We start from the raw sequence: 25,445 nt of genomic DNA on the forward strand, positions 1-25,445 counted from the left end.
CCTAAAGTCACCTGCGCCGTGGTGCTGTGAAGCTGTGTAGGTCGTGTGTGAAGAAATGTAAGGGGCGGCGCGCGGGGCGCTGAGGGCGTATATCCTTGCACAACCTTGCTTGCAATGAAGATCAAATGTGGGAGGGGGCTTGCCACCTGCCACATGGATTTGTGTACGACACCTCACTGTATTTTCTGGAAACACCTTCATGCCCAACATCCTCCTGGTGGAAGACGACGCCGCACTCTCCGAGTTGATTGCCAGCTACCTGGAGCGCAATGGCTACCATGTCAGCGTGCTCAGCCGTGGCGACCAGGTCCGTGAGCGGGCGCGGCTGAACCCGCCGGACCTGGTGATCCTCGACCTGATGCTGCCCGGCCTCGACGGCCTGCAGGTCTGCCGTCTGCTGCGCGCGGACTCGGCGGGCCTGCCTATCCTGATGCTCACGGCCCGTGACGACAGCCACGATCAGGTCCTGGGCCTGGAGATGGGCGCCGACGATTATGTGACCAAACCCTGCGAGCCTCGCGTGCTGCTCGCCCGTGTGCGCACCCTGCTGCGCCGCAGCAGCCTGTCGGAGCCCCAGGTGGCCAGCGACCGCATCATCATGGGCAATCTGTGCATCGACCTGTCCGAGCGCAGCGTCACCTGGCGCGAGCAGGCGGTGGAGTTGTCCAGCGGCGAGTACAACCTGCTGGTGGTACTCGCGCGGCATGCCGGTGAAGTGCTCAGTCGCGACCAGATCCTGCAGCGCCTGCGCGGTATCGAGTTCAACGGCACCGACCGCTCGGTGGACGTGGCCATCTCCAAGCTGCGCCGCAAGTTCGACGACCACGCCGGTGAAGCGCGCAAGATCAAGACGGTGTGGGGCAAGGGCTACCTGTTCAGCCGTTCCGAGTGGGAATGCTGAGCCATGTTTCGTGTCCTGCTGCGCCTCTACCTGATCACTATCGTCACCTACAGCGCGGCGATTTTCCTGATCCCCAAGCTGGTGATCCAGCTGTTTGAACACCGCTACCTGAACTACAACGTCGAACAGTCCCGTGGCCAGCAAACGCTTATCGTCAAGCAATACCTGCGCGCGCCGGTGGAACGCTGGTCGCAGGTCACCGAGCAACTGAGCCGCGACTTCGCGCCCTTGAAGGTGCAATTGCTGCTGCGCCAGGACGCGCGCTACACGCCCGCCGAGGAGCGATTACTGGAGCAGGGCAAACCGGTGGTCCGCCTGGGTGAGTGGGGCTGGATGGAGGAAGTCAGCTCGCCGATCAACGAGCAGTTCGCGGTCAAACTGATCATCCCGCCGGACCCGCTGGACATGAACCTGCTGTACTGGTCGATGAACGTGCTGGTCGGCGCCGCGCTGCTGGCCTGCCTGCTGGTGTGGTTGCGCCCCCATTGGCGCGACCTGGAGCGTCTCAAAAGCACCGCCGCGCAGTTGGGCAAGGGCAACCTGGCCGAACGCACGCAAATCCCGCCGAGTTCCAGCATCGGCAGCCTGGCGGCAGTGTTCGACGCCATGGCCAATGACATCGAGCATCTGTTGAACCAGCAGCGCGACCTGCTTAACGCGGTGTCTCACGAGCTGCGCACACCGCTGACGCGCCTGGATTTCGGCCTGGCCCTGGCGCTGTCGGAAGATCTGCCGGCGGCCAGCCGGGAACGCTTGCAGGGCCTGGTGGCGCATATTCGTGAGCTGGATGAGCTGGTGCTGGAGTTGCTGTCCTACAGCCGCCTGCAAAACCCGGCGCAGTTGCCGGAACGCGTGGAGGTGGTGCTGGATGAATTCATCGACAGCGTATTGGGTAGCGTCGACGATGAGCTGGAAAACCCCGAGATCGTCATCGAGGTCGCGCTCGACTGCGCCGTGGAGGGCTTCAGCCTCGATCCGCGTCTCACTGCCCGCGCGCTGCAGAACCTGTTGCGCAACGCCACGCGTTACTGCGACAAGCGCATCCAGGTCGGCGTCAAGGTCTGCCCCAAAGGCTGTGAAATTCGCGTGGATGATGACGGTATCGGCATTCCGCCGGATCAGCGCGAACGCATCTTCGAGCCGTTCTATCGCCTGGACCGCAGCCGCGACCGCGCCACCGGGGGCTTTGGCCTGGGCCTGGCCATCAGCCGGCGGGCCCTGGAAGCCCAGGGTGGCACCTTGACCGCCGAGGCTTCACCGTTGGGCGGGGCGCGGTTTCGCGTGTGGTTGCCCAACGTCGATTGATCACAGCACTTTCACCGCGCGGCCGATGGCCTGGATTGGCCCGGTCGGTTTACCGGTGGGCGAGCCGTTCGGGTCTTCCAGGGTCAGCTCGAACAATTGATTCGGCGCCAGCGGTGGCAGCTTGTCCAGTGGCACCGACAACGTCTGGCCCGGCTTGACCAGTCCCAGGGACACCGGCCCCTGCCAGCCATCGGCCTTGGTCCAGAATTGCAGGGCCTTGTCGGCCGGCACCTGCATCACGCCCAGTGGAATCAATTGGATCCGCTGGTTGTCGCTGGCCTGGATCACCCAACCGGGGGCCTGGCTTTGCGGCGCCACTAGCACCACCAAAAAGCTGGGCTCGGCAATGGGCGGGCGTATCAGCAGCAGCGTGCCCAGTACCACGGTTGCCATCAACCCTGCAGCGGCCAGGCCACGCCAGAAAGGCAGCAAGTTCCACCACGCCACGTGGTTGTGCGGGGCTGCGAGGTGGCGTTCGATGCGCCGCCACACGTGCGCCGAAGGGCGCACCGGTTGCGCCAGCGCCGTCAGGGGCAACAGGCGTTGCTCCCAGTCATCCACTGCCGCACGCAGTGCCGCATCGTGCTTGAGACGTTGCCGGACTTCATTGCGCTGCTCGGCGGGCAGGGTACCCAGCACGTATTCACTGGCCAGTTCATCAAGTGTGTCGTTCATGCCATGCACTCCCGCAAGGCGGCAAGGCTGCGTTTGATCCAGGCTTTGACGGTGCCCAACGGCGTGCTCAGTTTCTGCGCGATTTCGTTGTGCGAGTAACCGTCCACGTAGGCATGCAGGATGCAGCTGCGGCGCGCCGGGTCGAGGCGTTCCAGGCAGTGGTGGATTTGCCCGGAACGCGCGGCGAATTCAAAGGTATCGGCAGGTTCGGCAAGTGGCTCGTACTGATCATCCAGAGGCACCACGCGCCCGGCATTGCGCACAGCGTCCAGGGCCAGGTGCCGAGTCACGCTGAACACCCAACCGCGTGCAGAGCCTCGGTCGGGATCGAAACTGCGCGCGCCGTGCCAGATTTTGATGAAGGCGTCATGCACGATGTCTTCAGCCTGAGCCCTGTTTCGGGTGATGCGCAGCGCCACGCCGAGCAAGCGGCTGCTGTCATGCTCGTAGAGCTGATGCAGCGCGCGTTGATCGCCACGGGCGCAGGCCAACAGGCACATTTCGTAATCAAAGATGATTTCAGGCAAACCAACATTTCCTGCCACTGAGTGAACGACCGTCCTCTGCAGGAGCGAGCGCGCTCGCTCCTGCATGGCCAGCGTAGCCGAGTTTGTTCAGTTGGCTGCCCAGAAAATGTAATCGGCCTGGTACTTGACCCGTTCCTGCTGGCCCTTGTTCGCGACGGTGCATGGCGTACCCGGTGCCACACCGCCCTTGAGCGCAACCCGCTGCACATAGGTCACGCCGGTCATGGCGCCCTTGCCCTTGGCCGGATTGGCCTTGACCAACTGATAGGGCAGGTTGCCCGGACTCGACGGTGCCACAGCCAATTGGGTGCCGGTGATTTTTGAACCGTCCTGGGCCTGCCAGGTGGCGGGCGGGCCGAAATAACTGCCCACTGCCTTGCCATTACGGTCGTTGAGCACCGCCTTGGGGCCGACGAAGGTCCATTCGGTCTGGCCCGGCGCGTTGGCCTTGTCGCGGCATTCGTAGGTGATCTCGCCGACACCGGTGGTTTCCATCGTCACCTTATGGCCATCCGGCACCTTGATGCCGTCGGGCACGCCGGTCTGCGCAAAGGCGGCAGGTGCGACGATGAGCAAGCTGGTCAAGCAAAGCAGTGCTTTAACGTGCATGGTGTTTCTCCATTGGGTAGGACAGCAGGGTTACATTGACTGCTACTCGGGAGGCATGCCGATTGGATGCAGCGGTGTGCAAAAAAAGTTGGGTTTTTAAAAAAAAGCATAAAGTCAGATCATATTGATATAAGTGGTTATAAGAAAAATCGCTATCCTGCCGCCAGAAATTTATAAGGCCGCAGGTAGCTTTGATGGATGTGGGTAATGTGGGGTTCGTGGTTGCCGGCCTGATCGTAGGTTTTATCGTAGGCATGACGGGCGTCGGTGGGGGCTCGTTGATGACGCCGATCCTGTTGTGGTTCGGCATCAATCCGGCCACTGCCGTGGGCACTGACCTGTTGTATGCCGCCATCACCAAGTCCGGTGGGGTGCTGGTGCACAGCAAGAACAGGAACATCGACTGGACCATTACCGGCTGGCTCACCCTGGGCAGCGTGCCGGCAGTGTTGCTGACCCTGTGGTTCCTCGCCAGCCTGCACACCGACCCCAGCGCGATGAACGCGGTGATCAAGCAGGCGCTGGGTGTGGTGTTGTTGCTGACGGCCCTGGCGATTCTGTTCAAGCAACGTTTGCTGGCGTTCGCCCAGCGCCATGCCGGTGACGACTACGCCATGCGCCCGCGCAATCTGAATGCGCTGACGGTGGTGACGGGCGCGGTGCTCGGCACGATGGTGGCGCTGACGTCCATCGGCGCCGGCGCGCTGGGGACCGTGGCGCTGTTTATTCTGTATCCGTTTCTCGCTACGCGCCGTCTGGTGGGCACCGAGATCGCCCATGCGGTGCCGCTGACTTTGGTGGCGGGGCTGGGCCATGCGAGCATGGGCAATATGGATTGGCATCTGTTGGGGTTTCTGCTGATGGGCTCGCTGCCGGGGATTTATCTGGGCAGTCATATGACGGGCAGGATTCCGGATGGTGTGCTGCGTCCTTGTCTGGCGGTGATGTTGATGGCGGTGGGTTACAAACTGGCGTTCTAGGGTAAGCGGCGGTTCCAATGTGGGGCTTTGTCGGCCTCAAATGTGGGAGGGGGCTTGCTCCCGATGGCGGCCTCTGGGCCGACCAGGATGTTGGATCGGACCGAGTACATATCCGTTGCTGCGGTCACGGCTGCTTAGGGTTCCGCCCTGACGGCGGCTCACTTTTGAAAAGCGCAAAAGTAAGCAAAACGCTCTTGCCCCACCACTCGGCACCTCGCTTAGGCTCGGTGTGCCCGAACGCAGGCTTGAATCCGTGGGCCGCCGCCACGCGCCATCCATGGCGCGGGGCGGCTAACCCGGCGTCCTGCCGGGTTGCCCACGGATTCAAGCCTGCGTTCGGCCAGCGTGGTTTAACGGGGCGCCTGAGATCAAAAGCAGATCAAGATCAAGAGCGGCTCGCTGCGCATCGTGGTTAGCGTTGTGTCGATACCCATGGCTGCGCATCGCCCTCTGTAGGAGCGAGCTTGCTCGCGAAAAACGTCAACGATAACGCGGGCTTCCTGAATAAACGCGGTGCCTGTGAGTTTTTCGCGAGCAAGCTCGCTCCTACGGGCATTAGGCTTTTGCCGGGCCGTTGCCGATCTGCCAGACGAACGGTGGCTCGGTGCCATTGATCACCCAGTCGCCGACAATCCGTGCCTTGTAGATCAGCGGGTTGTGCGATGACACGGTTCGCGCATTGCGCCAGTGCCGGTCCAGGGCTTTGCCCTGGCGCACATCGGAGGCTCCCAGGGCGTTGAACAGTTGGCTGGTGGCTCGCTGGATCAATTCCGACACCACCACCTGGGCTGTCGCGGATTCGATTTCGGCGGCGACGTTGGCTTTGCGTTCTGCCGCGTTATCGCCACCGAAGCGGGCCAGGTAGGCCTGTTGCGCCGGCAGTGCGGCCTGCAATGCGCTGGCGCGGGCTGCGTAGACGAGCGCGGCGACTTCGCCTACCACTTGTTGTACCTGCGCGTCCTGGCTGACATGCGGGGCGTTGCCGTGGCTGTAGATGCGTTTGCGCGTGCGTACCTGATGGGCCACGTCGTTGAGCGCCGCGTGGCCGATGCCGGCCAGGGTGGCGAGCAGCACCAGTTGATAGAACGCGGTCTGGTATTTGAAGCGGGTGGCAAAGTCGATCACGTTTTGCCCTTCGACCACGGCATTGGTAAAGCGCGTGGTGCCGCTGCCGGTGGTGCGTTGACCGAAGCCGTCCCAGTCATCGCTTTGCACCACCCCGGGCTGGCGCGTGCGGGTGGCGGCGATGACGTCGGCGCCGGTGTCGCTGCGCTGGGCGTATACATCGATCCAGTCGGAAAACAGGCTGCCGGTGCTGTAGAACTTTTCACCGTTGAGTGTCCAGTCGCCGCCGTTGGGGCTGACCTGGGTGACCACGTCGCCGATAGCGACATTGCCGATTTCGGTCCAGGCGCAGCCGACGATGTCGCCGTCGACAAAGCGCTTGAACCATACCTCGCGCGCCGCGCCCGGCGGCGCATTCAGGCGGTCTTCGGCGAACGCAAAATGCCCGCGCAGGGCCTGGGGCACATTGGAGTCGGCGGCGGCGAGTTCGATCAACAGTTCGAACAGCTGCGGCAGCGACGCGCCGCCGCCGCCATATTCCACCGGCACGCGCACCGCGCCAAAACCGGCTTCCTTCAACCAGCGGATCGGCTCATAGGGCAGGGTGCGGCTGTGTTCGCGTTCCACCGCGCCGTCGGCGATGCGCTGGAAGATGGGACGGAAACGTTCGGCCAGGGCGGGGTAGTCGACGCCGATGGACAGCGGGTTGATGACGTGTTGCTCGGTCATGGGTGCGGCTCCTGGGCTGTGATCAAGTCCCTGGGTGTTTGCACAGTCCGTGCCGGGCGCGGCGGCCCGTGTTTACGGCGCGAGGAGGCCAGCCGCTGTTGCTCCAGCAACAGCGTTTGCACAAAATGCAGTGTTGCATGACAGTCGCGGCGCCTTGCGTAACCCCGAGGTTTCGCGCCACAACCCGCAAGGGCAGGGCATGTACCCATAGCTGGCACGCTTGCTGCTCAAGTCCTCCTACATTCCTTTGTGCGAGGTACCTCCAATGAGTCAACACGCCGTGAAATTTGCCTATTGGGTGCCCAACGTCAGCGGTGGGCTGGTGGTCAGCAAGATCGAGCAGCGCACCCACTGGGGCATCGACTACAACCGTAAACTGGCGCAACTGGCCGAAGCCGCCGGCTTTGAATATGGCCTGACCCAGATTCGTTTCACCGCCGGCTACGGCGCGGAAAACCAGCACGAGTCAGTGGCGTTCAGCCACGCGTTGCTCGCGGCGACCACCACCCTCAAGGTGATTGCGGCGATCCTGCCGGGTCCCTGGCAACCGGCGCTGGCGGCCAAGCAGTTGGCGACCATCGACCAGCTCACCAACGGCCGCATCGCGGTGAATATCGTCAGTGGCTGGTTCAAGGGCGAGTTCCAGGCCATCGGCGAACCGTGGCTGGAGCACGATGAGCGCTATCGTCGCTCCGAAGAATTCATTCGCGCCTTGAAAGGTGTGTGGACACAGGACGATTTCACCTTCAAGGGTGACTTTTACCGTTTCAACAATTACACCCTCAGGCCCAAGCCACTGGGCCAGCCCGAAGTGTTCCAGGGCGGCAGTTCAAGGGCCGCGCGCGACATGGCGGCACGAGTGTCGGACTGGTACTTCACCAACGGCAACACCCCCGAAGGCATCAAGGCCCAGGTCGACGATATCCGTGCCAAGGCCGCCGCCAATAATCATTCGGTAAAGATCGGCGTCAACGCCTTCGTGATCGCTCGCGACACTGAAGAAGAAGCGCGGGCCGTGCTGGCGGACATCATCGACAAGGCCGACCCGGAAGCGGTCAATGCTTTTGGCGATGCCGCCAGGCAGGCCGGCAAGGCGTCACCGGAAGGCGAGGGCAACTGGGCCAAGTCCAGCTTTGAAGACCTGGTGCAGTACAACGACGGCTTCAAGACCAACCTGATCGGCACCCCGCAGCAGATTGCCGAGCGCATCGTCGCGCTCAAGGCGGTGGGCGTGGACCTGGTGCTGGCCGGCTTCCTGCACTTCCAGGAAGAAGTGGAATATTTCGGCAAACGCGTGTTGCCGCTGGTGCGTGAGCTGGAAGCCGAGGCCTCCGTCAAGCAGGTGGCCTGACCCGGTTGATCGTTCCCACGCTCTGCGTGGGAATGCATCCTGTGACGCTCTGCGTCACGACTTCAAGAGCGGACGCAGAGCATCCAGGGCGGCATTCCCACGCGGAGCGTGGGAACGATCGGGTCAGGCGGTCGGTTGCAGGGTCAACACCTCAAACCCATCCGCCGTCACCGCGACGGTATGTTCCCATTGCGCCGACAGGCTGTTGTCTTTGGTCACCACCGTCCAGCCATCCTTGAGGCTGCGCACTTTGGCGCTGCCCTGGTTGAGCATCGGCTCGATGGTGAACACCATGCCTTCGCGCAGTTCCAGCCCGGTGCCGGGACGGCCGAAGTGCAGGATCTGCGGCTCTTCGTGCATTTCCCGGCCAATGCCGTGGCCGCAGTATTCACGCACCACGCTGTAGCCGTTGGCCTGCGCATGGCATTGGATCGCATGGCCGATGTCACCCAGGCGCGCGCCGGGCTTGACCTGGCGGATGCCGGCCCACATCGCTTCGAAGGTCATTTCTACCAGGCGTCGCGCCTTGGGCGTCACCGTGCCGATCATGTACATCTTGCTGGAGTCGGCGATAAAGCCGCCTTTTTCCAGGGTGATGTCGATGTTGATGATGTCGCCATGCTTAAGGATTTGCTTCGCGCTGGGCATGCCGTGACACACCACTTCATTGATCGATGTATTGATGCTGAAGGGGTAGTCATATTGCCCGAGGCTGGCCGGGCGGGCCTGCAACGTCTGGCGGATGAAGGTTTCGACAGCGCTGTCCAGCTCCAGGGTGGAGCGACCGGCGACGACAAAACTGTCGAGCATGCTGAACACCTGGGCCAGCAGGCGCCCGGACTCGCGCATCAGCGCAAGCTGTTGCGGCGTCTTGATCATTGGCTGCGCCCCCTGATCAGGTCAGGTTTGTCCAGCAACAGTTTGTTGATCAGGTCGTTGTAGGGCAACTGAGGATTGAGCTCGGCAAGCAGGCCGATCTTGATCCAGAACTCGGCCTGGGCGTTGATGGAACGGTCCATCGCGGCGCTGGCCAGGCGCAGTTGTTCGTGCAGTTGGTCGGTGATCTTGACGATGCCCATAAGCTTCACTGTGGAGGATTTATATACGAAGCGTATATGTTTCGTATGCTTTTCGAAAGCTCCGCTCGACGGCTGGTTGAGTGGCTGATTGTTTGCCACATGTTGCTGAAAAATCGACCACGCCTGTTGCGCCCGATCTGAGACTGACGGTTAAACGTTTAATCGGCGCGGTTCGACGATGATGTGAACTGTCGGATGTACGGCGTATAAGCAAGCGCTGAGCTTATGAAGAAAGGTTACAACCGCAGTGGATTTTGCCGAGTAGGCTCATTAGTTGAAGGCGTCTTCCAAGGCCGGCAAGACGTGGCGGGCAAGTGCCTGCCGGACCCTATAAAAACTGTTGGCAGTCTCAAACAAGGAGAGGTTGGCCATGCTTTCTGAACTCGAGCTTCGCAGCATTATTGAAGGAAGTTTCCTGCCCAAGCGGTGTGAGTGCACCAAAGCCGAAGATGCGTCGCTGACGATCAAGGTGTACGACGACCGCGACCGTGATCGCGTGGAGTTGGAGGTCAAAGGCATCAGCGCCGACAAACTCGACAGCAGTCGCGCCATTTGCAACCTGATCGCCGGGCTGCGTGAAGACCTCAAGCAGGCGCACACGCCGGTCCTGCAGCGAGCAGGAGGGCGTGGTTTTTAAGCGTGCGCCCGGCCCTGCGTTGACGTGGAGGCCTGTATTGACCAGGCCTCCTGCCGTTCACCAGCTCAGGCGTACCCCGGCGTTGCCGCCCACACCCTTCTGGGCATTACCGTCCATATCAGTGGTGTAGTCCGCCGCCAGGTAAACACTCACCGCCGGCGACAAGTGGGCGACGACCCCTACGCCGACATCGGCGGTGGACGACTTGTGATCGCATCTTGATGCGGTCCACATCGTCGTAAGTCACCGTGTCGCTGCCGCCGAACGTGCGCCAGGCGTTGACGCGCACATAAGGTTCGACGGGCATATTGCCCACCCGATAGCGACCCTTGACGCGGGCACCCAGACGTCCGGTCCAGTAGGCCTGGGAGTCGAACGACACCTTGGAAATACCGTCATGCTGGCTGTCCAGGTCGATGGTCTGGCGGATCATCTGGAGCTGGGGCTCCATCACCCAATGTTCGGAAACGCTGATGGGATAACCCGCTTCAGCGGAGAGTGCCAGGGCATCGCCCTTGGTGTTCACCTTTACGCCGCGGTCGGACGTGTTGTCGCCGTCGAGGCGTGTGCCCATGGCCACCAGGTCGATGTACCACCCCTTGGGATCGGTCAGCGTCCAGTAGGCGCCGAAGTTATCACCGTCGAGTTTGATCCGCCCGGAGCGCCGGTCCTGAAAACCTTCGGCGAACCCTTTCACGTCGCCGCGCAAGCGACTCTGCCCGATGAACAGGCCGACACGTTGCAGTTGCCCGCCGCCGGTTTGCCCAGCGTAGAGGTCATGCCCTACCTGATAGCCCTTGACGCTGCCGTCGAAGCTTGGCAACACGGTGCCCGACCAGCTCTTGTTCAGATCCCCGCCATAGGCACGCGCCCAGCCGGCCGCAACCGCGCCCGTTTCAGTGAGCAGGCTTTGCTCGCCCTGGCGCTCATGAAAGGTGCCGAGGGCCATCCGGGTCATGATTTGTGCGGCCGGGACCACCACCGAGTACACCGGCACCTCCAGGCGATACAGCGGCATGGGCTCTGCACCGACCACGGCCGTTGGCAGCGCCGGGCTGCCGGCGGCAGGTTGCGGTGAGTCGGCTGCCGCGACCTGGCTCGGCGGTGGCACCGCAGGCTCGATTGGCGCGACCGGTTGCGCGGTCGGCGGCTCCACCGCTGGTTCATCGGGGTGGACGACGGGAGGCGTCGGTGTAATCTGCGCAACAGGCACCACCACCGGCGGGGTGGGCGGTACCGGCGGGACGACGGGTGGCTGCACGGCCACCACCGACGAGCGCAGGTACCAGTTGTTTTCCGTGCCGGCGGTCACGCCGCCTTTGAACAGCCGATATTCATAGGCACCGGCAGACACCGAGCCCTGCAACGCAAAGGCATCTGCGCTGCTGGTCGTACCGTTGAGGGCCTGGACCACCTCGATGCCACTTTTCTGAGTCAGCCCGCCTGCACCGCCCAGATTGGTGACGCCCAGTTGCGTGTGACCGCCGATAATTGCGTCGGACACCACCAGCTTGTCGGTCGCGGAGTTGTCATCACCGAGGACGCTTTGCAGCCACAGCTGGCCGTTATTGCCCACATAGTTGCCATGCACCGTCAATGAACTGTTCGCGCTGTTGTCGGTGGTCATGTCAACAGTGCCGGCATTGTTCAGCGTCGCCAGTTGGCCCGCGGTGTAGGGGCGGATTGCGCCCTGGCTCACCGCCAGGGTACTGCTGCCATCGATGTTGAACGTACCGGTGTTGCTCGCACTGTCACCGAGGAAAAAGTCCCCGGCCAGAGCAAAGCGCGAGGCGTTGTTGAGGTTGACCGTCTCCCAGCCGATATAGCGGGTGGGCGTACTGGAAGTGCTGTTATCGAACGTCAATTGATCATTGCCCAGGCCACCGTCAATCGACGGCGTGGCGGCCAAACGGCTTTCATCAAGAGTGCTGAGCAAGGCGGTGTCGTCACCATCGCCCATCAAGACTGAAGACTGGATTGCGCCGCCATTGCGCCAGATGAACGTGTCGTTGCCGAAACTGGCGCGGATTTCACCTTTGATCACGCCGCCGCTCACCGTAATGATGTCATCGCCGCCGCTGGTGCTGATATTGCCGCCGACGCTGCCTGTTCCCGAGATGTCGATCCTGTCCTTGCCGAACCCGGTGACCAGGTTGCCGAGGATCTCGCCGCCGGTCATCTCGTAGACGTTATCGTCCAGTTTCATGTCGACCCGGCCAATCGTGCCGCCGGTTTGCCGCGCCACGTCACCGTCGACGAATTCCCGTTCGATGACGCCGCCGGTCATCAGGAAGGTATCGAGGCCATCGCCCTGGGCCAGCGAAACAATCCGCCCGCCGTTCATGACGAAGTCATCGATGCCGGTGCCTTGTTGCACGGCACCCAGGATACTGCCGGCATCAATCAGGATGCGATCGGCGCCCGCGCCGAACGTGACAGGGCCGTTGATGGTTCCCGTACCACCGGCGGGCAGCGTCAGTCGGTTGTTGCCCTGAAGATCGGTGAGCCCGGCGGTGCTGGTGCCGCTGTCGCAGACGAACGTATCGTCACCGGGACCGGGGCTGAAAGCGCACGCGGCATGCGCGGGCTGGGGCGTGAAGTACTGCAGTGAAAGGATGCCGACAGCAATAACGGCTCGGGTTGGGAAACCAGATGCCTTGGTCATGACGCGTCCTACGTATTGTTTTTAGTTACTGCTGTTCTTCGGTGTAGCACAGCTTCGCTGCATGGCAAGCTTTTTGGATAAAAGGTAAAGGCCGCGCAGGGCGCGGCCGGTGGGGCTATCAGCCTAATTGGCGACGGTAGGGCAAGTCCGGCCCGGTGCGGGTGCAGGTCAGCGCCGCCGCGCGGATGGCAAAGCCGAGCATGGCGTCGATCTGTTCGCGGCTGAGCTGGTGCAGCCCTTCAACCGAGTCCAATTGCTGCTCGGTCAACCAGGCGATCAACGCCGCCTGGAAGGTATCGCCGGCGCCCACCGTGTCGGCCATCACGATGTCGATAGCCGGTTGTGACCAGGTGCCGTGCCTACGGCTGAACACACTGGCGCCGTCGCCGCCACGGGTGAGAAATATCAGCTGGCAGCGGTGTTGCAGCCAGTCTTGCAGCACGCTTTCGGGCGATTGCTCGGGGTAGAGCAGGTGCAGGTCTTCATCGCTGACCTTGATCAGGTCGGCATGCTTGACCAGCTCGGCGATACGGTCGCGCCACAGCTGGATGTCCGGTTGCGGGTTAAGGCGCACATTGGGGTCGAGGCTGATCAGGCGCTTGCCGCTTTCGCGCTGGACCAGGGCCAGCAGCGTGTCGCCGATGGGTTGCACCACCAGCGAGAACGAGCCGATATGCAGCCCGCGAATCTCATCGCCCAGTACCGGCAGATGCGCGACTTGCAGTTGCCGGTCGGCGCAACCTTCGCCGCGAAAGCTGTATTGCGGCGAGCCATTGGCACCCACGGCAACCATCGCCAGCGTGGTCGGTGCAGCGAACTCCACGAGAAATTGCCGGCTCACGCCTTCATCCTCGAGCACCTGCACCAGGCGCCGGCCGAGGAAGTCGGTGGACACTCCGCCGAACAGTCCGGCCTCGATGCCCAGGCGGCGCAAGCCCACGGCCACGTTGAACGGCGACCCACCGGCAATCGACTTGTAGTTGACCTTGGACGCAAGCCCGCTGGCATCCTCCTCGCTGAAAAAATCAAACAGCGCTTCACCGCACACCAGATACATAGTCGTTCGCTCTTAAAGGTTTGCCACAAGCTGTTGATAGCGCTCGTAGGCCTGTTGATAGGCCCTGACATTGGCCGGCACCGGCAGGGTGCGGCTGGCCGGGTCAAGGCTCACGCATTTGTCGCACAGGCTGGCCAGGGATTCGCCGGACTGGCACCACGACGCCTGGATCGCCGCGCCCAGGGCTGCGGCCTCGCTTTGTTCGGTACACACCACTTCGGTGTTCATGATATCGGCAACCATCTGCCGCCACAGCGGGCTTTTCGAACCGCCGCCGATCAAGCGGATGCCCAGGCTTTGCAGGCCGGTCTGGCGCAGCAGGTCGAGGCCGTAACGCAAGCCGAAGGTGGTGCCTTCGACCACCGCACGGCACAGGTTGGCGCGGGTCAGGTTGGTCATGGTCAGGCCGTGCAGGCTGCCGGTGGCCTGGGGCAGGGCGGGCACCCGTTCGCCGTTGAGGAACGGCAGCATGCTCACCCCGTCCGCGCCGATGGGGGCCTGTTCGACCAGGGCGTTGAAGGTGTTCAAGTCCAGCTCGAACAGCTCGCGCACCACGCCGGTGGCGTTGGTCAGGTTCATGGTGCAGATCAACGGCAACCAGCCGCCGCTGGAGGAGCAGAAGGTGGCGACCGACGCCTGGGGACTGACGTTGGGCTGGTCGGCGAACGCGTAGACGGTGCCCGATGAGCCCAGGCTCATGGTGATGACGCCCGGTGCGATATTGCCGGTGCCGATGGCGCCCATCATGTTGTCACCGCCGCCGCTGGCGACGATGGCCTGGGGGTTGATGCCCAGGCGCTCGGCAATGCCCGGCAGGATCGTGCCCACCGCCTGGTCGGCGGCGATCAGCTTGGGCAGCGCCGCTTGCAGGCGCCCGCTGGGGTCGATGTGCTGCAGCAGCGCCACGTCCCATTCCCGGCGGCGCACGTCGAAATAGCCGGTGCCTGAAGCATCGCCGTATTCGGCGACGGCGCGGCCGGTGAGCCAGTAATTGAGGTAGTCATGGGGCAACAGGACATGGGCGATGCGCGCAAACAGGTCCGGATGCTGTTCGCGGGTCCACAGCAGTTTGGACACGGTGTAGCCCGGCGCAATGACCACGCCCAGGCGCTCCAGCGAGCCGCTTTCGCCGCCCAGGTGCTGCAACAGGCGCTCGTTTTCGGCGGCGGTCTCGGTGTCGCACCACAGCTTGGCCGGGCGCAGCACCTGGCCCTGGGCGTCGAGCAGAATCAGGCCATGTTGCTGGCCGGACACGCCGATGCCGAGGATGTCCTGGCCGTCCACCCCGGCCTGTTGCAAGGCGCGGTGAGTGGCTTCGGTGAAGGCGTCCAGCCATTCCTGGGTGTGTTGCTCACGCCGGCCGTTGGCGCCGCTGAGCAGGGTGTGCGCGGCGGCGCCCAGGCCCAGTACCTTGCCGCTGGATGCATCGAGGACGATGGCCTTGGTGCCCTGGGTGCCGCAGTCGATGCCGAGGAACAGGTTTTGCTGGGTCATGATGGAGTGCTCAGCAGTTTTATTGTTGGAGTTGCCAATGCGGTCAATCTGGGAGGGGGCTTGCCCCCGATAGCGGTGCGTCAGTGAAAGGTTTATTAACTGACACACCCTCATCGGGGGCAAGCCCCCTCCCACAGTTTTAAGCCGGTTTCTGCAGTAACCGCTTCAGGGTTTCAGTGACGCCGTGATCGCGCAAACTTGCATAACACCGCTCGAACGCTGCCACAAACTCGGGCGAGTTGGGAATAGCCGTGCCGAAAATCTCTTCAACCCCCAGCAAGCGCTTGCTGATCAAGCTGTCATCGCTGACCAGTTGCTGGCAGAACTGCGCGCGCGGGTCAGGGATGGTGTAGCTCACGCCATTCTCATCGACACCCTTGAGATACAACGCCCACGCAGCGACCACCAGTGCAGCGCGCTCAGTCTCACGGCCGCCCGCAATCAGGCGGTTGATGGTCGGCACGGTGAACTTTGGAAACTTCGAGGAGCCATCCGAACACACGCGCTCCAACTGGTCGGCAATCGCCTGGTTGGAAAACCGCTCGACCAGGGTCTGTTTGTACTCGGTCAGGTCGATGCCCGGCACCGGCGCCAGGTTCGGCGTGACGTCCAGGTCCATGTAGGCGCGCATGTAGGCGACAAACAGCGGGTCGTTCATGGTTTCGTGAACGAACCGGTAGCCCTTGAGAAACCCCAGGTACGTCAGGGCCAGGTGGCTGCCGTTGAGCAGGCCGATCTTCATTTCCTCGTAAGGCGTTACGTCATCGGTGAACTGCACGCCGACCTTTTCCCAGGCCGGGCGCCCGCTGACGAATTTGTCTTCCAGCACCCATTGCACAAAAGGTTCGCACACCACCGGCCAGGCGTCGTCAATGCCGTGCTCGTCATGCAATTGCAGGCGGTGGGCAGTGCTGGTCATCGGCGTGATGCGGTCGACCATGGCATTCGGGAAGCTCACATTGGCCTGGATCCAGTCATGCAGCTCGGCATTGTGCAGCGCGGCGAACGCCAGCAGGGCCTTGCGCGTCACAGCGCCGTTGTGCGGCAGGTTATCGCAGGACATCACCGTGAACGCCGGGGTGCCGGCGGCGCGGCGCCGGGTCAGGGCGGCGCAGAGAAAACCGAACACGGTCTTCGGTGCGTTCGGGTGCGCCAGGTCATGCTGGATCTGCGGCAGGTGGGCCATGAACTCGCCGTTGCTGTCGTCGATGCAGTAGCCGCCTTCGGTGATGGTCAGCGACACGATACGGATGGCCGGCTCGGCCAGTTTATCGATCAGCGCCTGGGCGCCGTCTTCGGCCAGCAGCATGTCGCTGATCGCGCCGATCACGCGCACTTCGGTGTCGTCGGTGTCGCCCAGTTCATACAGGGTGAACAGATAATCCTGGCCGGCGAGGTCGTCGCGGGCCTTGCGGTCTTCGGCCCGCAGGCCCACGCCGCAGATGCTCCAGTCCAGGCCTTCACCGGTGTTCATCAGAGCATCGGTGTAAAACGCCTGGTGCGCCCGATGGAAACCGCCGACGCCGATATGCGCGATGCCTTGCAATGTGCTGGCGATGGCATAGGTGGGCCGTTGTACTTCGGGTGCCAACTGGGTGAGGGTGTGTTTGTTCAGCTTCATGGCGTAATACTCGCGAAATCAGGCGGCGGCGCGCAGGGGGCGGGTGACGGCCACGCCATCGGTGTCGAACAGATGGCAGTGCGCCGGGTCCAGGTGCAGGTGCAGCGTCTCGCCGTACTGGCTGGCCATGTCGCCACGGATGCGCATGGTCAGCGGCTCGCCGTTGGCGGTGATGACGTGGCAGAAGGTGTCGCTGCCCAGGCGCTCGCCGACGTCGGCGGTGACGGTCAGGGTGGTCTGGCCCGGCGCGGCGATTTCCAGATGCTCGGGGCGAATGCCCAGGGTCACCGCGCTGCCCACGCTCAAGCTGGCGCCGCTGAGCGGCAGGCTGATCAGGGTGCCGGCGTCGAGCTGCACGTCACAGCCCTGGCCTTCGACACGGGTGACCTTGCCCTTGAGGAAACCCATCTTCGGCGTGCCGAGAAAACCCGCCACGAACAGATTGGCCGGCTGGTGGTACAGCTCCAGCGGCGAGCCGACCTGTTCGATGCGGCCGCTGTTGAGCACCACGACTTTGTCGGCCAGGGTCATGGCTTCGACCTGATCGTGGGTCACGTAGATCATGGTCGCCTGCAGCTCTTTATGCAGGCGCGCCAGTTCCAGGCGCATCTGCACGCGCAGGGCGGCGTCGAGGTTGGACAGCGGTTCGTCGAACAGGAAAATCTTCGGGTTGCGCACAATCGCCCGGCCAATCGCCACGCGCTGGCGCTGGCCGCCGGAGAGCTGCTTGGGCTTGCGCTCCAGCAGCGGGCCCAGCTCCAGGATGCGCGCCGCTTCATTGACTTTGCTCTCGACGATTTTCTTGTCGACGCCGGCCAGGTCCAGGGCGAACGACATGTTCTTGCGCACACTCATGTGCGGGTACAGCGCGTAGGTCTGGAACACCATCGCCAGGTCGCGCTTGGCCGGGGTCACTTCGGTGATGTCGCGGCCATCCAGTTCGAGGGTGCCCTCGGTCACTTCTTCCAGGCCGGCGATCAGCCGCAGCAACGTGGATTTGCCGCAGCCCGACGGGCCGACGAACACCACGAATTCCTTGTTGTTCACTTCCAGGTCGATGCCCTTGATGATGGAAAAACCTTCAAAGCCTTTTTGCAGATTCTTGATTTTCAGGTTGGCCATGATGGGCCCTCCGCTTGGAATTATTATTTGACGGCGCCAAAGGACAAGCCGCGTACCAACTGCTTCTGGCTGATCCAGCCAAAGATCAGGATCGGCGCGCAGGCCAGGGTCGACACGGCGGACAATTTGGCCCAGAACAAGCCTTCGGGACTGGAGTAGGAGGCGATCAGCGCAGTCAGCGGCGCGGCGCTGGAGGACGTCAGGTTCAGCGACCAGAAGGCCTCGTTCCAGCACAGGATCAGCGACAGCAACACGGTCGACGCCAGGCCGCCCTTGGCGATCGGCAGCAGCACGCGGACCATTTCCTGCCACAGGGTGGCGCCGTCCAGGCGGGCGGCTTCGAGGATGTCCTTGGGGATGTCCTTGAAGTAGGTGTACACCATCCACACCACGATCGGCAGGTTGATCAGGGTGTAGATGATGATCAGCGCAATGCGCGTGTCGAGCAGGCCAAAGCTCTTGGCCAGCAGGTAGATCGGCATCAGCACGCCCACCGGTGGCAGCATCTTGGTGGACAGCATCCACAGCAGCGTGCCCTTGGTGCGCTGGGTTTCATAGAACGCCATGGAGTAGGCGGCCGGCACCGAGATCAGCAGGCACAAGGCGGTGGCGCTGAAGGAAATCAGCACCGAATTCCACGCGTAGGCAAAATAGTTGCTGCGCTCGTTGATGTGCAGGTAGTTCTCCAGCGTCGGCGTGAAGATGAACTGCGGCGGGGTGGCGAACGCGTCGATTTCGGTCTTGAAGCTGGTCAGCACCATCCAGAAGATCGGGAAGAAAATCAGGATCGCGATGGCCCAGGCCAACGTACCGAGCAGCAGGCTTTGCAGGCGGCGGGATTGTTGAAGCGTCATGGCGCGGCCCTCAAGGCTTGTCAGTCAGGTTTTTGCCGATCATCCGCACCAGGATGATCGCCGCGATATTGGCGATGACCACGGCAATCAAGCCGCCGGCCGAGGCCATGCCCACGTCGAACTGCACCAGCGCCTGGTTGTAGATCAGGTAGGCGAGGTTGGTCGAGGCGTAGCCGGGGCCGCCGTTGGTGGTGGTGAAGATTTCGGCGAACACCGAGAGCAGGAAAATGGTTTCGATCATCACCACCACGGCAATCGGACGGGCCAGGTGGGGCAGGGTCAGGTGCCAGAAGATCGCAATGGCGCCGGCCCCGTCCAGGCGTGCGGCTTCCTTCTGTTCCTGGTCCAGAGACTGCATGGCGGTCATCAGCAGCAGGATCGCGAAGGGCAGCCACTGCCACGACACAATGATGATGATCGACAGCAACGGGTAGTGCGCCAGCCAGTCCACGGGCTCGGCGCCGAAGAACTTCCACACGGCGGCGAGAATCCCCGACACCGGGTGGAAAATCAGGTTCTTCCAGATCAACGCACCGACGGTGGGCATGATGAAGAACGGCGAAATCAGCATCACCCGCACGATGCCACGCCCGAGGAATTCACTGGCCTCCAGCAGCGCACTGATCAATACGCCGAACACCACGCTGATCAGCAACACACTGCCCACCAGCAACAGGGTATTGGTGGCGCCGGGCAGAAAGCCCGAGTCGGTGACGAAGTAGGTGAAGTTTTCCAGCCCCACGAACTGGTTTTCGCCGGGGTAGAGCAGGTTGTAGCGGATCAGCGAAAAGTACAGGGTCATGCCCAGCGGCACGATCATCCACAGCAGCAACAGGGCCACCGAGGGGCTGACGAGGAACCAGCCGGGGTTGGCCAGGCGGTTTTTGGGCGTTGTATTCATGGTGATCAGAACCAGATAGAGACAGGTGCGCAAAAGCCCTGTAGGGGCGAGCTTGCTCGCGAAAAAGGTACATCCGACACCGCGATGCGCTTGGAATACCTTCGCGAGCAAGCTCGCTCCTACAGGTTATGGGGGTTATTTGGGGTAACCAGCCCGCTTCATTTCCCGCTCGGTGGTGGTCTGCGCGGCGGTCAACGCGGCATCCACGGTCTGCTGACCGGTCAATGCACCGGAGAAGAACTTGCCGACCTGGGTACCAATCGCCTGGAACTCGGGAATGGTCACCAACTGGATACCGATATACGGCACCGGCTTCTCGGTGGGCTTGGTCGGGTCCGCCACTTTCAGCGATTCCAGGGTCACCTTGGCGAATGGCGCGGCCTTCATGTACTCGTCGCTGTAGGTAGACTTGCGCGTGCCTGGCGGGACGTTGGCGACGCCGTCGGTCTTGGCGACCAATGCGCCATATTCTTTAGAGGTGGCCCAACTGGTGAACACCTTGGCGGCGTCCTTGGCCTTGGAACTGGTGGGGATCGCCAGGCTCCAGGAGTACAGCCACGAAGTGCCCTTGTCGGTCTTCTCGTGCGGGGCGAAGGTAAAGCCGACGTGCTCGGCCACCTTGCTCTGGGTTTTGTCGGTGACAAACGAGCCGGCCACGCTGGCGTCCACCCAGATCGCGCACTTGCCGCTGTTGAACAGCGCCAGGTTCTCGTTGAAGCCGTTACTGGAGGCACCCGGCGGGCCGGATTTTTTCATGTTGTCGACATAGAAGTTCAGCGCGTCCTTCCACTCGGGGCCGTTGAATTCGGGCTGCCATTTCTCATCGAACCAGCGCGCGCCGAAGCCGTTGGCCAGGGTGGTGATCAGCGCCATGTTCTCGCCCCAACCGGCTTTGCCGCGCAGGCACAGGCCGTATTGCTCTTTGGATTTGTCGGTGAGTTTGGCCGCGAATTCGCCGATCTGGGTCCAGGTCGGGTGCTCGGGCATGCTCAGCCCGGCGTCCTTGAACAGGTCGGTGCGGTAATAGGTGATGGAGCTTTCAGCGTAGAACGGCAGGGCGTACAGCGAGCCCTTGACGGACAGGCCGTCACGTACTGAAGGGAATACGTCGTCAAGGTCGTAGGACGCCGGCAGGTCCTTCATGGGTTCCAACCAACCCTTGGCGCCCCACAGTGCGGCTTCGTACATGCCGATGGTCAACACATCGAACTGCCCGCCCTGGGTGGCGATGTCGGTGGTCAGGCGTTGGCGTAGCACGTTTTCTTCAAGCACCACCCAGTTCAGCTTGATCTGCGGATGCTCGGCCTCGAAGGTTTTCGAGAGCTTCTGCATGCGGATCATGTCGCTGTTGTTGACGGTGGCAATGGTCAGGGTTTGCGCGCCAAGGCTGACGGCGCTGAGGGTCATGCAAGAAAAGGCTATGAGAGCTTTTGCTGTGAACTTCATCGCGCACTCCATTTCCGCGCCCAGAGGGCTACAGAAGGACGGTTATTGTTGTTGTGTCTTCCCACAGGGAGTCAGGAAGAGTGTGCGTTGATTACAGCCCGCAAACGCCGCGATGACAAATCCTTGGGAGCACTGGGACTGATACTTTTTTGCACTGCACGGGTACAGCGGTAGCGCAGCGTCATGACGCGGTCACCTGTTAATTCTGACAGTAGACGCAGAAAAACAACGGGGAGTTAATGGCCAGGCATACACCCACCTGGAGATGTTCATGAACCTTTTCCGTGTAAACCTCAAAACCAATAAAGCGCTATTAGGCCTGATGATTGCAGGTTTTCTCAGTGCGTGCAGCACCGGATCGGCGTTGGATTCACGAGACCCGCCATGTACCAAAGCGGGCTATTTTAAAAGCACCAATGTGGTAGGTGGATTCCATCGGTGTGTCTATAACACCAGCATTCAACGGTGGATTCAATATCCCTATAACTGCCCGACCGGGTTGGAGTTCGATGAGTCCAAGCAAGCCTGTGTGAGACCCTGACGGGACTGCCTGTCCTGACACTTTCACGCCACACCAAGGCATTGAAAAGGGATCGGTACCCAGGTACCGATCCCTTTTTTACATCTACATCACGGTCGGATACGGCGTCTGTGTGATACAGATATCATCGATGTCATACACCCCACCGGTGGTTGGGTTTCTGACCGAAACCGAGGCCTCGAACGGTTTACCGGGCAAATAACCGAGTGCCACATTGACGCTGAGCCAAGTATTGATCTGCGGCACGTTTTGCGTCCACTTCAAGGTGCCCAGGTGAATCTCGACAAAGGTCGGCGCCCCAATCGCGGCAAACTTGTTGATCCTGTAGCGGAAGCTGACGCGGTAGTAGCCCGCGGCGGCAGGCGTAAGCACTTTGTACAGACTGACGCCACTGCCGGTACCCGGTGTTGACTGCCAGAAATAGTTGCCATTCGATTCGCGGCGAATGCCCGCATCCGGCCATTCACTGAGCCAGTAGTTCATGTAATTGTCATTGAACGTCGTGCACTCCTTGATCATCACGCTTTGCAGCGTGTAACGGGTGGGTGGAAATTCAATCGCCTGCAATTCATCCCTTACACCATTGAGCGCCGCTTTGAATTGCAGGGTCAGTTGGCTGCGATTGCCAAGGTCTCGCAGGTAATTGCTCAATACGGTTTCCAGGTGATAACCCTGGCTGATCCAGGCCGCGTCGACCTCGGCCCTGTCGGAACCATTCATCAGGGTCAGGTTATGCGGCGTACCGTCGGCTCTGACACCGTACAAATACAGCCATACGGGCAGACCCGGGCGCATAAATGCAAAGGTCGTCACCCTGGCAGTGGCGTTGCCGGGCAGGGCATCCACATCGATCACGCCGTTGGCGGAGGCTTGGTCGATACGAATCACGGTTTTTTTCAGTTCGGCCAGCGGCAGGCTTTCAAGACTGACCGTGAGCGGTACCGAAGGCCGGGTTTCCCCGCCTCGTGTCACCGTATACCTGATCGTGAACTGCGTGGACGTGTTGCCGATATTCGCGGCGATCACTGATGCGGGCACGTCGACGATGACGGTGCCATCGGTTTCGCCGTACTTCGGCCCGATCACGGTTGAGCCGGCAGCGGTACTGCCCAGGACTTCCACGAAGAGGATGTCGCTGCTATACATCGGGCCGTAGGACACCTGCACATGCGCCCCGTACTGCGCATTCAAGGGGGCCAGGGTGACCCGTGTGCCGGAGCCGGTTGCCTCGATCAGGCTCGGCACCGGGAACTGCGTGGGCAAGGCCTGAATGGTATAGCGCCGCTCCTTGAACCACACCGCATTAGACAGTTCGGCGCTGCGGTCGAACGTTACCCCGAAGCGCATGCTCAGTGGGGAGCCGTCCTTGAGCTTGCGCAATTCAGCGACCGGCGCCGGTGGACGAATACCGTTCAATTCGCCGTCCTGTGTCACCAGGTCAGCGGTGTAAAAGCTGTGGTAGAAGGGATAGCCGTCAGCGTAGGTGCCGGACATCTCGAACCACATGCGCTGGAACCGATGACTGAAGTGCCAGTGGTCTTCAATCGCGCGTTCAGTGCCGTTCAATGTGGCGAGATTCAGCACGCCATCACGAGAATGGCCTTCTATGTAGGGTTCTGTCAGTGGCGGTGGCAACAATTCCAGGGCCAGTACTGGCGAAGGGGTCTCATGCTCGCCTCGCATGACGAAGTACTGCACCTCAATGAAGTGTCCCTGGGCCTGGATATTGGCGCCCACCACCTCCGGGTCGATATGAAAGTGCAGGACTTTCGAAGAGCTGCCGTATTGGGTCTCGCAATAAGTACCGATGCCCGCAATGCCGGTCCAGCAACAGCGAACCTGGTGGGAAGGCAGCATCTGCGGGTACTCGACGACAACAGTCGCGCCGTTTAACGCGGCCACTGCCGCCAACTGGTCGGGATAGCGCGTGGCCTGCGAGACCTCGGGACGCAGGAGGGTCAGCGCCTGGCCCACAGTAATGGTCCGGCGCTCCGAATAACGGCGTCGGCTGCCGTCCTTGGGTACCAAGGTGTAGCTCAGGCGGATCTCGTTATTGTCATTGGCAATGACGAACGCTTCGTCCACCAGGACCACCACCGGTTTGCCGGCCGTATCGGAAAAGAGCTCGACTTCCCCTCCAGTGGTTCCGCTGGCGTTGGCGCCCAGCCATGTCCAGAGGAACTTGTCCCCAGGGACCGTGCGTATGTAGGGCAGCGTCAGCTTGAGCTGACCTCCGATCACGCTGGCAGGGTCCAGGTTGTCGAACACGTCGACATACTGCAATAGCGGCGCAGGCAACTCAGCGACGACCGATCCGAATATGACTTCCAATACTTCGGACTTGCGCACCGTTTGTACGCCTGGGCCGAGGGTACGCATCGTGTGGTCGTTGACGAGGTAGTAGACCTTGACCGGTCCCACGCCAATGAAGGGCGCAAAATCCTCCTGCAGTACGATGCGAAAGCGGTCAGGTGGCGGTGGTGCACCTGCGTTCACGGTTTCTTCGTAGTCAATCAGTCCACCACCAGGTCGCGGTGCTTCCATGCGAAAGGTCACACTGTTGTTGGGTGAGTAAGGGCTATACACCGGGAAAATGGCTTTGATGAAAGGGTGTTCCGGGTCAATCAGGCCGCCCTCGTCTTGCTCGATTCGCATTGGGGGCATCATTTTTTTCGTGCCGAACACGCGAATACCCAAGCGTCGAGAAGCGCGCAGGAAGGCGCCACTGGCCGTCGTCAGGGTATATTCGATGCGCAATTGTCCATCGATCACGTCTTCGAGGTACTTGTTGTCCAACACGATGGAGGACGAAAGGCCGATACGCGCAGCAAATGCCGGCAGCGTCACGACGTTGGATGAGCCATCGGGGTAGAACTGGGTCAGTTTGACGTGGATCAGCGCGCCTGTTGGTGTAGGTGTGGACGGACCACCAGGGTAGAGCGCGGGTAGCGTACGCGGAACGACCATTTCCGCGCTAAACACCTCGTCTCCCTGGGTGTCGAAATTCAGCTCGTCGACTGACTTACCGCCCACCACGAAGTGCGGCGGATCAAGCATGCCGGGTTCAAGGTCGGCCTCCAGCTTGATCACCTTCGACCACTGTGGGTCTTCCCCGGAATAGTTGAGTACGCGGTCAAACACCCGGAAGAGAATGGAAACTGCGCCGCTGCCCCCTGAAATAATGGTTTCTTCAGGGACATGCACGATGATGGGCTTAAGACCATCAACGTGTTGCTGATCGATTTTTTGAAAAACAGCGATACCGTTCCACCACACTTCAATGGTGTCGCCTACCGTGCAGAACGGATAAAAGTCACAGGTCAGGTCCACACCCGCCTGGGCACGCACGGGGTCCAACGTCGTGTCCTTGAGATCATCAGGCAGGTGTATCACCAGGTTCGAGTGGAACCATGGGTAGATGCTGCGTCCCCCTGGCCGCGTGGTTTTGGTGAACCACGTCTGAGGTGGGGATGTGCTGGGCGTGGCGCTGGCCACTCTGGTCACTTCACCGAAGCAGGGATAAATCGTGCCTTCGGGCACCAGCGATGCGGGAATGACCAACTGCACACGGTCCTTGTACACATCTTCCGGGTAGACCTCGCCTGCAGCCAAGGCGTAGCTGGTGCTGCCGGCGAAAAATTTATAGGTGTCACCGACATTGAAGTTAAACCATCTTTCAAACGTCACGATCAGCCACGGATCGATTTGTCGAATGCCCAACCCCACGTCAGCATCCAGATTCGGCTGCAGCGCGCCGTTGACATAAGGCGGGTCAAGGTCGACGGCGGAGGGCGATGCGGGCTCGTGGGGCGGGGATTGATACAGGGGAATGGGCAGGTTGGAGGACGTTATTTCTTTCATAGTGAGCGCTCCTTGTACAGTGATG

Annotated in this window: 20 protein-coding genes and 1 pseudogene; 6 read left to right on the plus strand and 15 right to left on the minus strand. The window is 61.6% G+C overall.

The window, feature by feature from the left end:
- The first annotated feature begins 199 nt into the window (after positions 1-199).
- Together J1G34_RS21065 and J1G34_RS21070 are read left to right on the plus strand one after the other, a co-directional pair.
- On the plus strand, positions 200-901 hold the full coding sequence (locus tag J1G34_RS21065; protein WP_065898372.1) for a response regulator: 702 nt from the start codon (positions 200-202) through the stop codon (positions 899-901).
- A gap of 3 nt (positions 902-904) precedes the next feature.
- Positions 905-2,206, plus strand: coding sequence for an ATP-binding protein (locus J1G34_RS21070; protein ID WP_222994578.1), 1,302 nt, complete (start codon positions 905-907; stop codon positions 2,204-2,206).
- Here J1G34_RS21070 and J1G34_RS21075 read toward each other — a convergent pair whose 3' ends face one another.
- From J1G34_RS21075 to J1G34_RS21085, 3 genes are all read right to left on the minus strand, one after another.
- Complete coding sequence (locus tag J1G34_RS21075) at positions 2,207-2,881, minus strand: anti-sigma factor (RefSeq protein ID WP_222994579.1); 675 nt, start codon at positions 2,879-2,881, stop codon at positions 2,207-2,209.
- Positions 2,878-3,408 carry a sigma-70 family RNA polymerase sigma factor gene (locus J1G34_RS21080; protein WP_222994580.1) on the minus strand — a complete coding sequence of 177 codons (531 nt, stop codon included), beginning with the start codon at positions 3,406-3,408 and terminating at the stop codon, positions 2,878-2,880. The genes J1G34_RS21075 and J1G34_RS21080 overlap by 4 nt, the downstream gene beginning before the upstream one ends.
- An 87-nt stretch (positions 3,409-3,495) precedes the next feature.
- Positions 3,496-4,017: a DUF3455 domain-containing protein gene (locus J1G34_RS21085; protein WP_222994581.1), complete on the minus strand. Its 522-nt coding sequence runs from the start codon at positions 4,015-4,017 to the stop codon at positions 3,496-3,498.
- A gap of 194 nt (positions 4,018-4,211) precedes the next feature.
- Between J1G34_RS21085 and J1G34_RS21090 the strand changes: the two genes are divergently transcribed.
- Positions 4,212-4,997, plus strand: a complete 786-nt coding sequence (locus J1G34_RS21090; protein WP_065887360.1) for a sulfite exporter TauE/SafE family protein — start codon at positions 4,212-4,214, stop codon at positions 4,995-4,997.
- 555 nt (positions 4,998-5,552) lie between these two features.
- On the opposite strand, the gene J1G34_RS21095 is transcribed toward J1G34_RS21090, so the two are convergent.
- On the minus strand, positions 5,553-6,791 hold the full coding sequence (locus tag J1G34_RS21095) for an acyl-CoA dehydrogenase family protein (RefSeq protein WP_222994582.1): 1,239 nt from the start codon (positions 6,789-6,791) through the stop codon (positions 5,553-5,555).
- A 265-nt stretch (positions 6,792-7,056) separates the two neighbouring features.
- On the opposite strand from J1G34_RS21095, the gene sfnG reads away from it, so the two are divergent.
- Entirely contained in the window at positions 7,057-8,142 is a 1,086-nt protein-coding gene (gene sfnG / locus J1G34_RS21100; protein WP_065893171.1) for a dimethylsulfone monooxygenase SfnG, read from the plus strand.
- Positions 8,143-8,265: 123 nt separating this feature from the next.
- Here sfnG and map read toward each other — a convergent pair whose 3' ends face one another.
- The gene (gene map / locus J1G34_RS21105) at positions 8,266-9,021 is read right to left on the minus strand and encodes a type I methionyl aminopeptidase (protein ID WP_065898361.1); all 756 of its coding nucleotides are present in this window, start codon (positions 9,019-9,021) and stop codon (positions 8,266-8,268) included.
- Entirely contained in the window at positions 9,018-9,221 is a 204-nt protein-coding gene (locus J1G34_RS21110) for a ParD-like family protein (RefSeq protein WP_065887356.1), read from the minus strand. Before J1G34_RS21110 ends, map begins: the two co-directional genes overlap by 4 nt.
- A gap of 370 nt (positions 9,222-9,591) precedes the next feature.
- Between J1G34_RS21110 and J1G34_RS21115 the strand changes: the two genes are divergently transcribed.
- Positions 9,592-9,858 (plus strand): DUF1652 domain-containing protein, encoded by a 267-nt coding sequence (locus J1G34_RS21115; RefSeq protein WP_065887355.1) that lies wholly within the window; start codon positions 9,592-9,594, stop codon positions 9,856-9,858.
- A 57-nt stretch (positions 9,859-9,915) separates the two neighbouring features.
- Here J1G34_RS21115 and J1G34_RS21120 read toward each other — a convergent pair.
- The 8 genes and pseudogenes from J1G34_RS21120 to J1G34_RS21155 form a co-directional block, all read right to left on the minus strand.
- Positions 9,916-12,523, minus strand: a pseudogene (locus J1G34_RS21120) (autotransporter family protein).
- Positions 12,524-12,641: 118 nt separating this feature from the next.
- Positions 12,642-13,580 carry a carbohydrate kinase family protein gene (locus J1G34_RS21125; RefSeq protein WP_130138835.1) on the minus strand — a complete coding sequence of 313 codons (939 nt, stop codon included), beginning with the start codon at positions 13,578-13,580 and terminating at the stop codon, positions 12,642-12,644.
- Positions 13,581-13,592: 12 nt separating this feature from the next.
- Complete coding sequence (xylB, locus tag J1G34_RS21130; protein WP_222994583.1) at positions 13,593-15,074, minus strand: xylulokinase; 1,482 nt, start codon at positions 15,072-15,074, stop codon at positions 13,593-13,595.
- A 139-nt stretch (positions 15,075-15,213) separates the two neighbouring features.
- Positions 15,214-16,695 (minus strand): mannitol dehydrogenase family protein, encoded by a 1,482-nt coding sequence (locus J1G34_RS21135; protein ID WP_122462872.1) that lies wholly within the window; start codon positions 16,693-16,695, stop codon positions 15,214-15,216.
- A gap of 18 nt (positions 16,696-16,713) precedes the next feature.
- A complete protein-coding gene (locus tag J1G34_RS21140) occupies positions 16,714-17,817 on the minus strand; it encodes an ABC transporter ATP-binding protein (protein ID WP_222994584.1) in 1,104 nt (367 codons plus the stop codon).
- 23 nt (positions 17,818-17,840) lie between these two features.
- Positions 17,841-18,671 carry a carbohydrate ABC transporter permease gene (locus J1G34_RS21145; protein ID WP_065887345.1) on the minus strand — a complete coding sequence of 277 codons (831 nt, stop codon included), beginning with the start codon at positions 18,669-18,671 and terminating at the stop codon, positions 17,841-17,843.
- A gap of 10 nt (positions 18,672-18,681) precedes the next feature.
- Positions 18,682-19,572 carry a carbohydrate ABC transporter permease gene (locus tag J1G34_RS21150; protein WP_065887342.1) on the minus strand — a complete coding sequence of 297 codons (891 nt, stop codon included), beginning with the start codon at positions 19,570-19,572 and terminating at the stop codon, positions 18,682-18,684.
- Positions 19,573-19,707: 135 nt separating this feature from the next.
- Positions 19,708-20,979 carry an ABC transporter substrate-binding protein gene (locus J1G34_RS21155; protein WP_370671709.1) on the minus strand — a complete coding sequence of 424 codons (1,272 nt, stop codon included), beginning with the start codon at positions 20,977-20,979 and terminating at the stop codon, positions 19,708-19,710.
- 310 nt (positions 20,980-21,289) lie between these two features.
- Between J1G34_RS21155 and J1G34_RS21160 the strand changes: the two genes are divergently transcribed.
- Entirely contained in the window at positions 21,290-21,559 is a 270-nt protein-coding gene (locus J1G34_RS21160) for a chitin binding peritrophin-A domain-containing protein (RefSeq protein WP_158254535.1), read from the plus strand.
- An 84-nt stretch (positions 21,560-21,643) separates the two neighbouring features.
- Here the strand turns inward: J1G34_RS21160 and J1G34_RS21165 are convergent, their stop codons facing one another.
- Entirely contained in the window at positions 21,644-25,420 is a 3,777-nt protein-coding gene (locus J1G34_RS21165) for a hypothetical protein (RefSeq protein ID WP_222994585.1), read from the minus strand.
- Positions 25,421-25,445 lie beyond the last annotated feature (25 nt).

This window comes from Pseudomonas sp. Wu6 (assembly GCF_019891515.1).
In the GTDB taxonomy this organism is placed as follows: domain Bacteria; phylum Pseudomonadota; class Gammaproteobacteria; order Pseudomonadales; family Pseudomonadaceae; genus Aquipseudomonas; species Aquipseudomonas orientalis_A.

Bases quoted from the DNA above. Each gene is read 5' to 3' on its own strand.
- J1G34_RS21065 (WP_065898372.1), top strand. From the start codon at position 200: ATGCCCAACATCCTCCTGGTGGAAGACGACGCCGCACTCTCCGAGTTG.
- J1G34_RS21165 (WP_222994585.1), bottom strand. From the start codon at position 25,420: ATGAAAGAAATAACGTCCTCCAACCTGCCCATTCCCCTGTATCAATCC.
- J1G34_RS21070 (WP_222994578.1), top strand. From the start codon at position 905: ATGTTTCGTGTCCTGCTGCGCCTCTACCTGATCACTATCGTCACCTAC.
- J1G34_RS21090 (WP_065887360.1), top strand. From the start codon at position 4,212: ATGGATGTGGGTAATGTGGGGTTCGTGGTTGCCGGCCTGATCGTAGGT.
- J1G34_RS21150 (WP_065887342.1), bottom strand. From the start codon at position 19,572: ATGAATACAACGCCCAAAAACCGCCTGGCCAACCCCGGCTGGTTCCTC.
- xylB (WP_222994583.1), bottom strand. From the start codon at position 15,074: ATGACCCAGCAAAACCTGTTCCTCGGCATCGACTGCGGCACCCAGGGC.
- map (WP_065898361.1), bottom strand. From the start codon at position 9,021: ATGATCAAGACGCCGCAACAGCTTGCGCTGATGCGCGAGTCCGGGCGC.
- J1G34_RS21160 (WP_158254535.1), top strand. From the start codon at position 21,290: ATGAACCTTTTCCGTGTAAACCTCAAAACCAATAAAGCGCTATTAGGC.
- J1G34_RS21110 (WP_065887356.1), bottom strand. From the start codon at position 9,221: ATGGGCATCGTCAAGATCACCGACCAACTGCACGAACAACTGCGCCTG.
- J1G34_RS21075 (WP_222994579.1), bottom strand. From the start codon at position 2,881: ATGAACGACACACTTGATGAACTGGCCAGTGAATACGTGCTGGGTACC.
- J1G34_RS21115 (WP_065887355.1), top strand. From the start codon at position 9,592: ATGCTTTCTGAACTCGAGCTTCGCAGCATTATTGAAGGAAGTTTCCTG.
- J1G34_RS21140 (WP_222994584.1), bottom strand. From the start codon at position 17,817: ATGGCCAACCTGAAAATCAAGAATCTGCAAAAAGGCTTTGAAGGTTTT.
- J1G34_RS21145 (WP_065887345.1), bottom strand. From the start codon at position 18,671: ATGACGCTTCAACAATCCCGCCGCCTGCAAAGCCTGCTGCTCGGTACG.
- J1G34_RS21125 (WP_130138835.1), bottom strand. From the start codon at position 13,580: ATGTATCTGGTGTGCGGTGAAGCGCTGTTTGATTTTTTCAGCGAGGAG.
- sfnG (WP_065893171.1), top strand. From the start codon at position 7,057: ATGAGTCAACACGCCGTGAAATTTGCCTATTGGGTGCCCAACGTCAGC.
- J1G34_RS21135 (WP_122462872.1), bottom strand. From the start codon at position 16,695: ATGAAGCTGAACAAACACACCCTCACCCAGTTGGCACCCGAAGTACAA.
- J1G34_RS21155 (WP_370671709.1), bottom strand. From the start codon at position 20,979: ATGACCCTCAGCGCCGTCAGCCTTGGCGCGCAAACCCTGACCATTGCC.
- J1G34_RS21085 (WP_222994581.1), bottom strand. From the start codon at position 4,017: ATGCACGTTAAAGCACTGCTTTGCTTGACCAGCTTGCTCATCGTCGCA.
- J1G34_RS21095 (WP_222994582.1), bottom strand. From the start codon at position 6,791: ATGACCGAGCAACACGTCATCAACCCGCTGTCCATCGGCGTCGACTAC.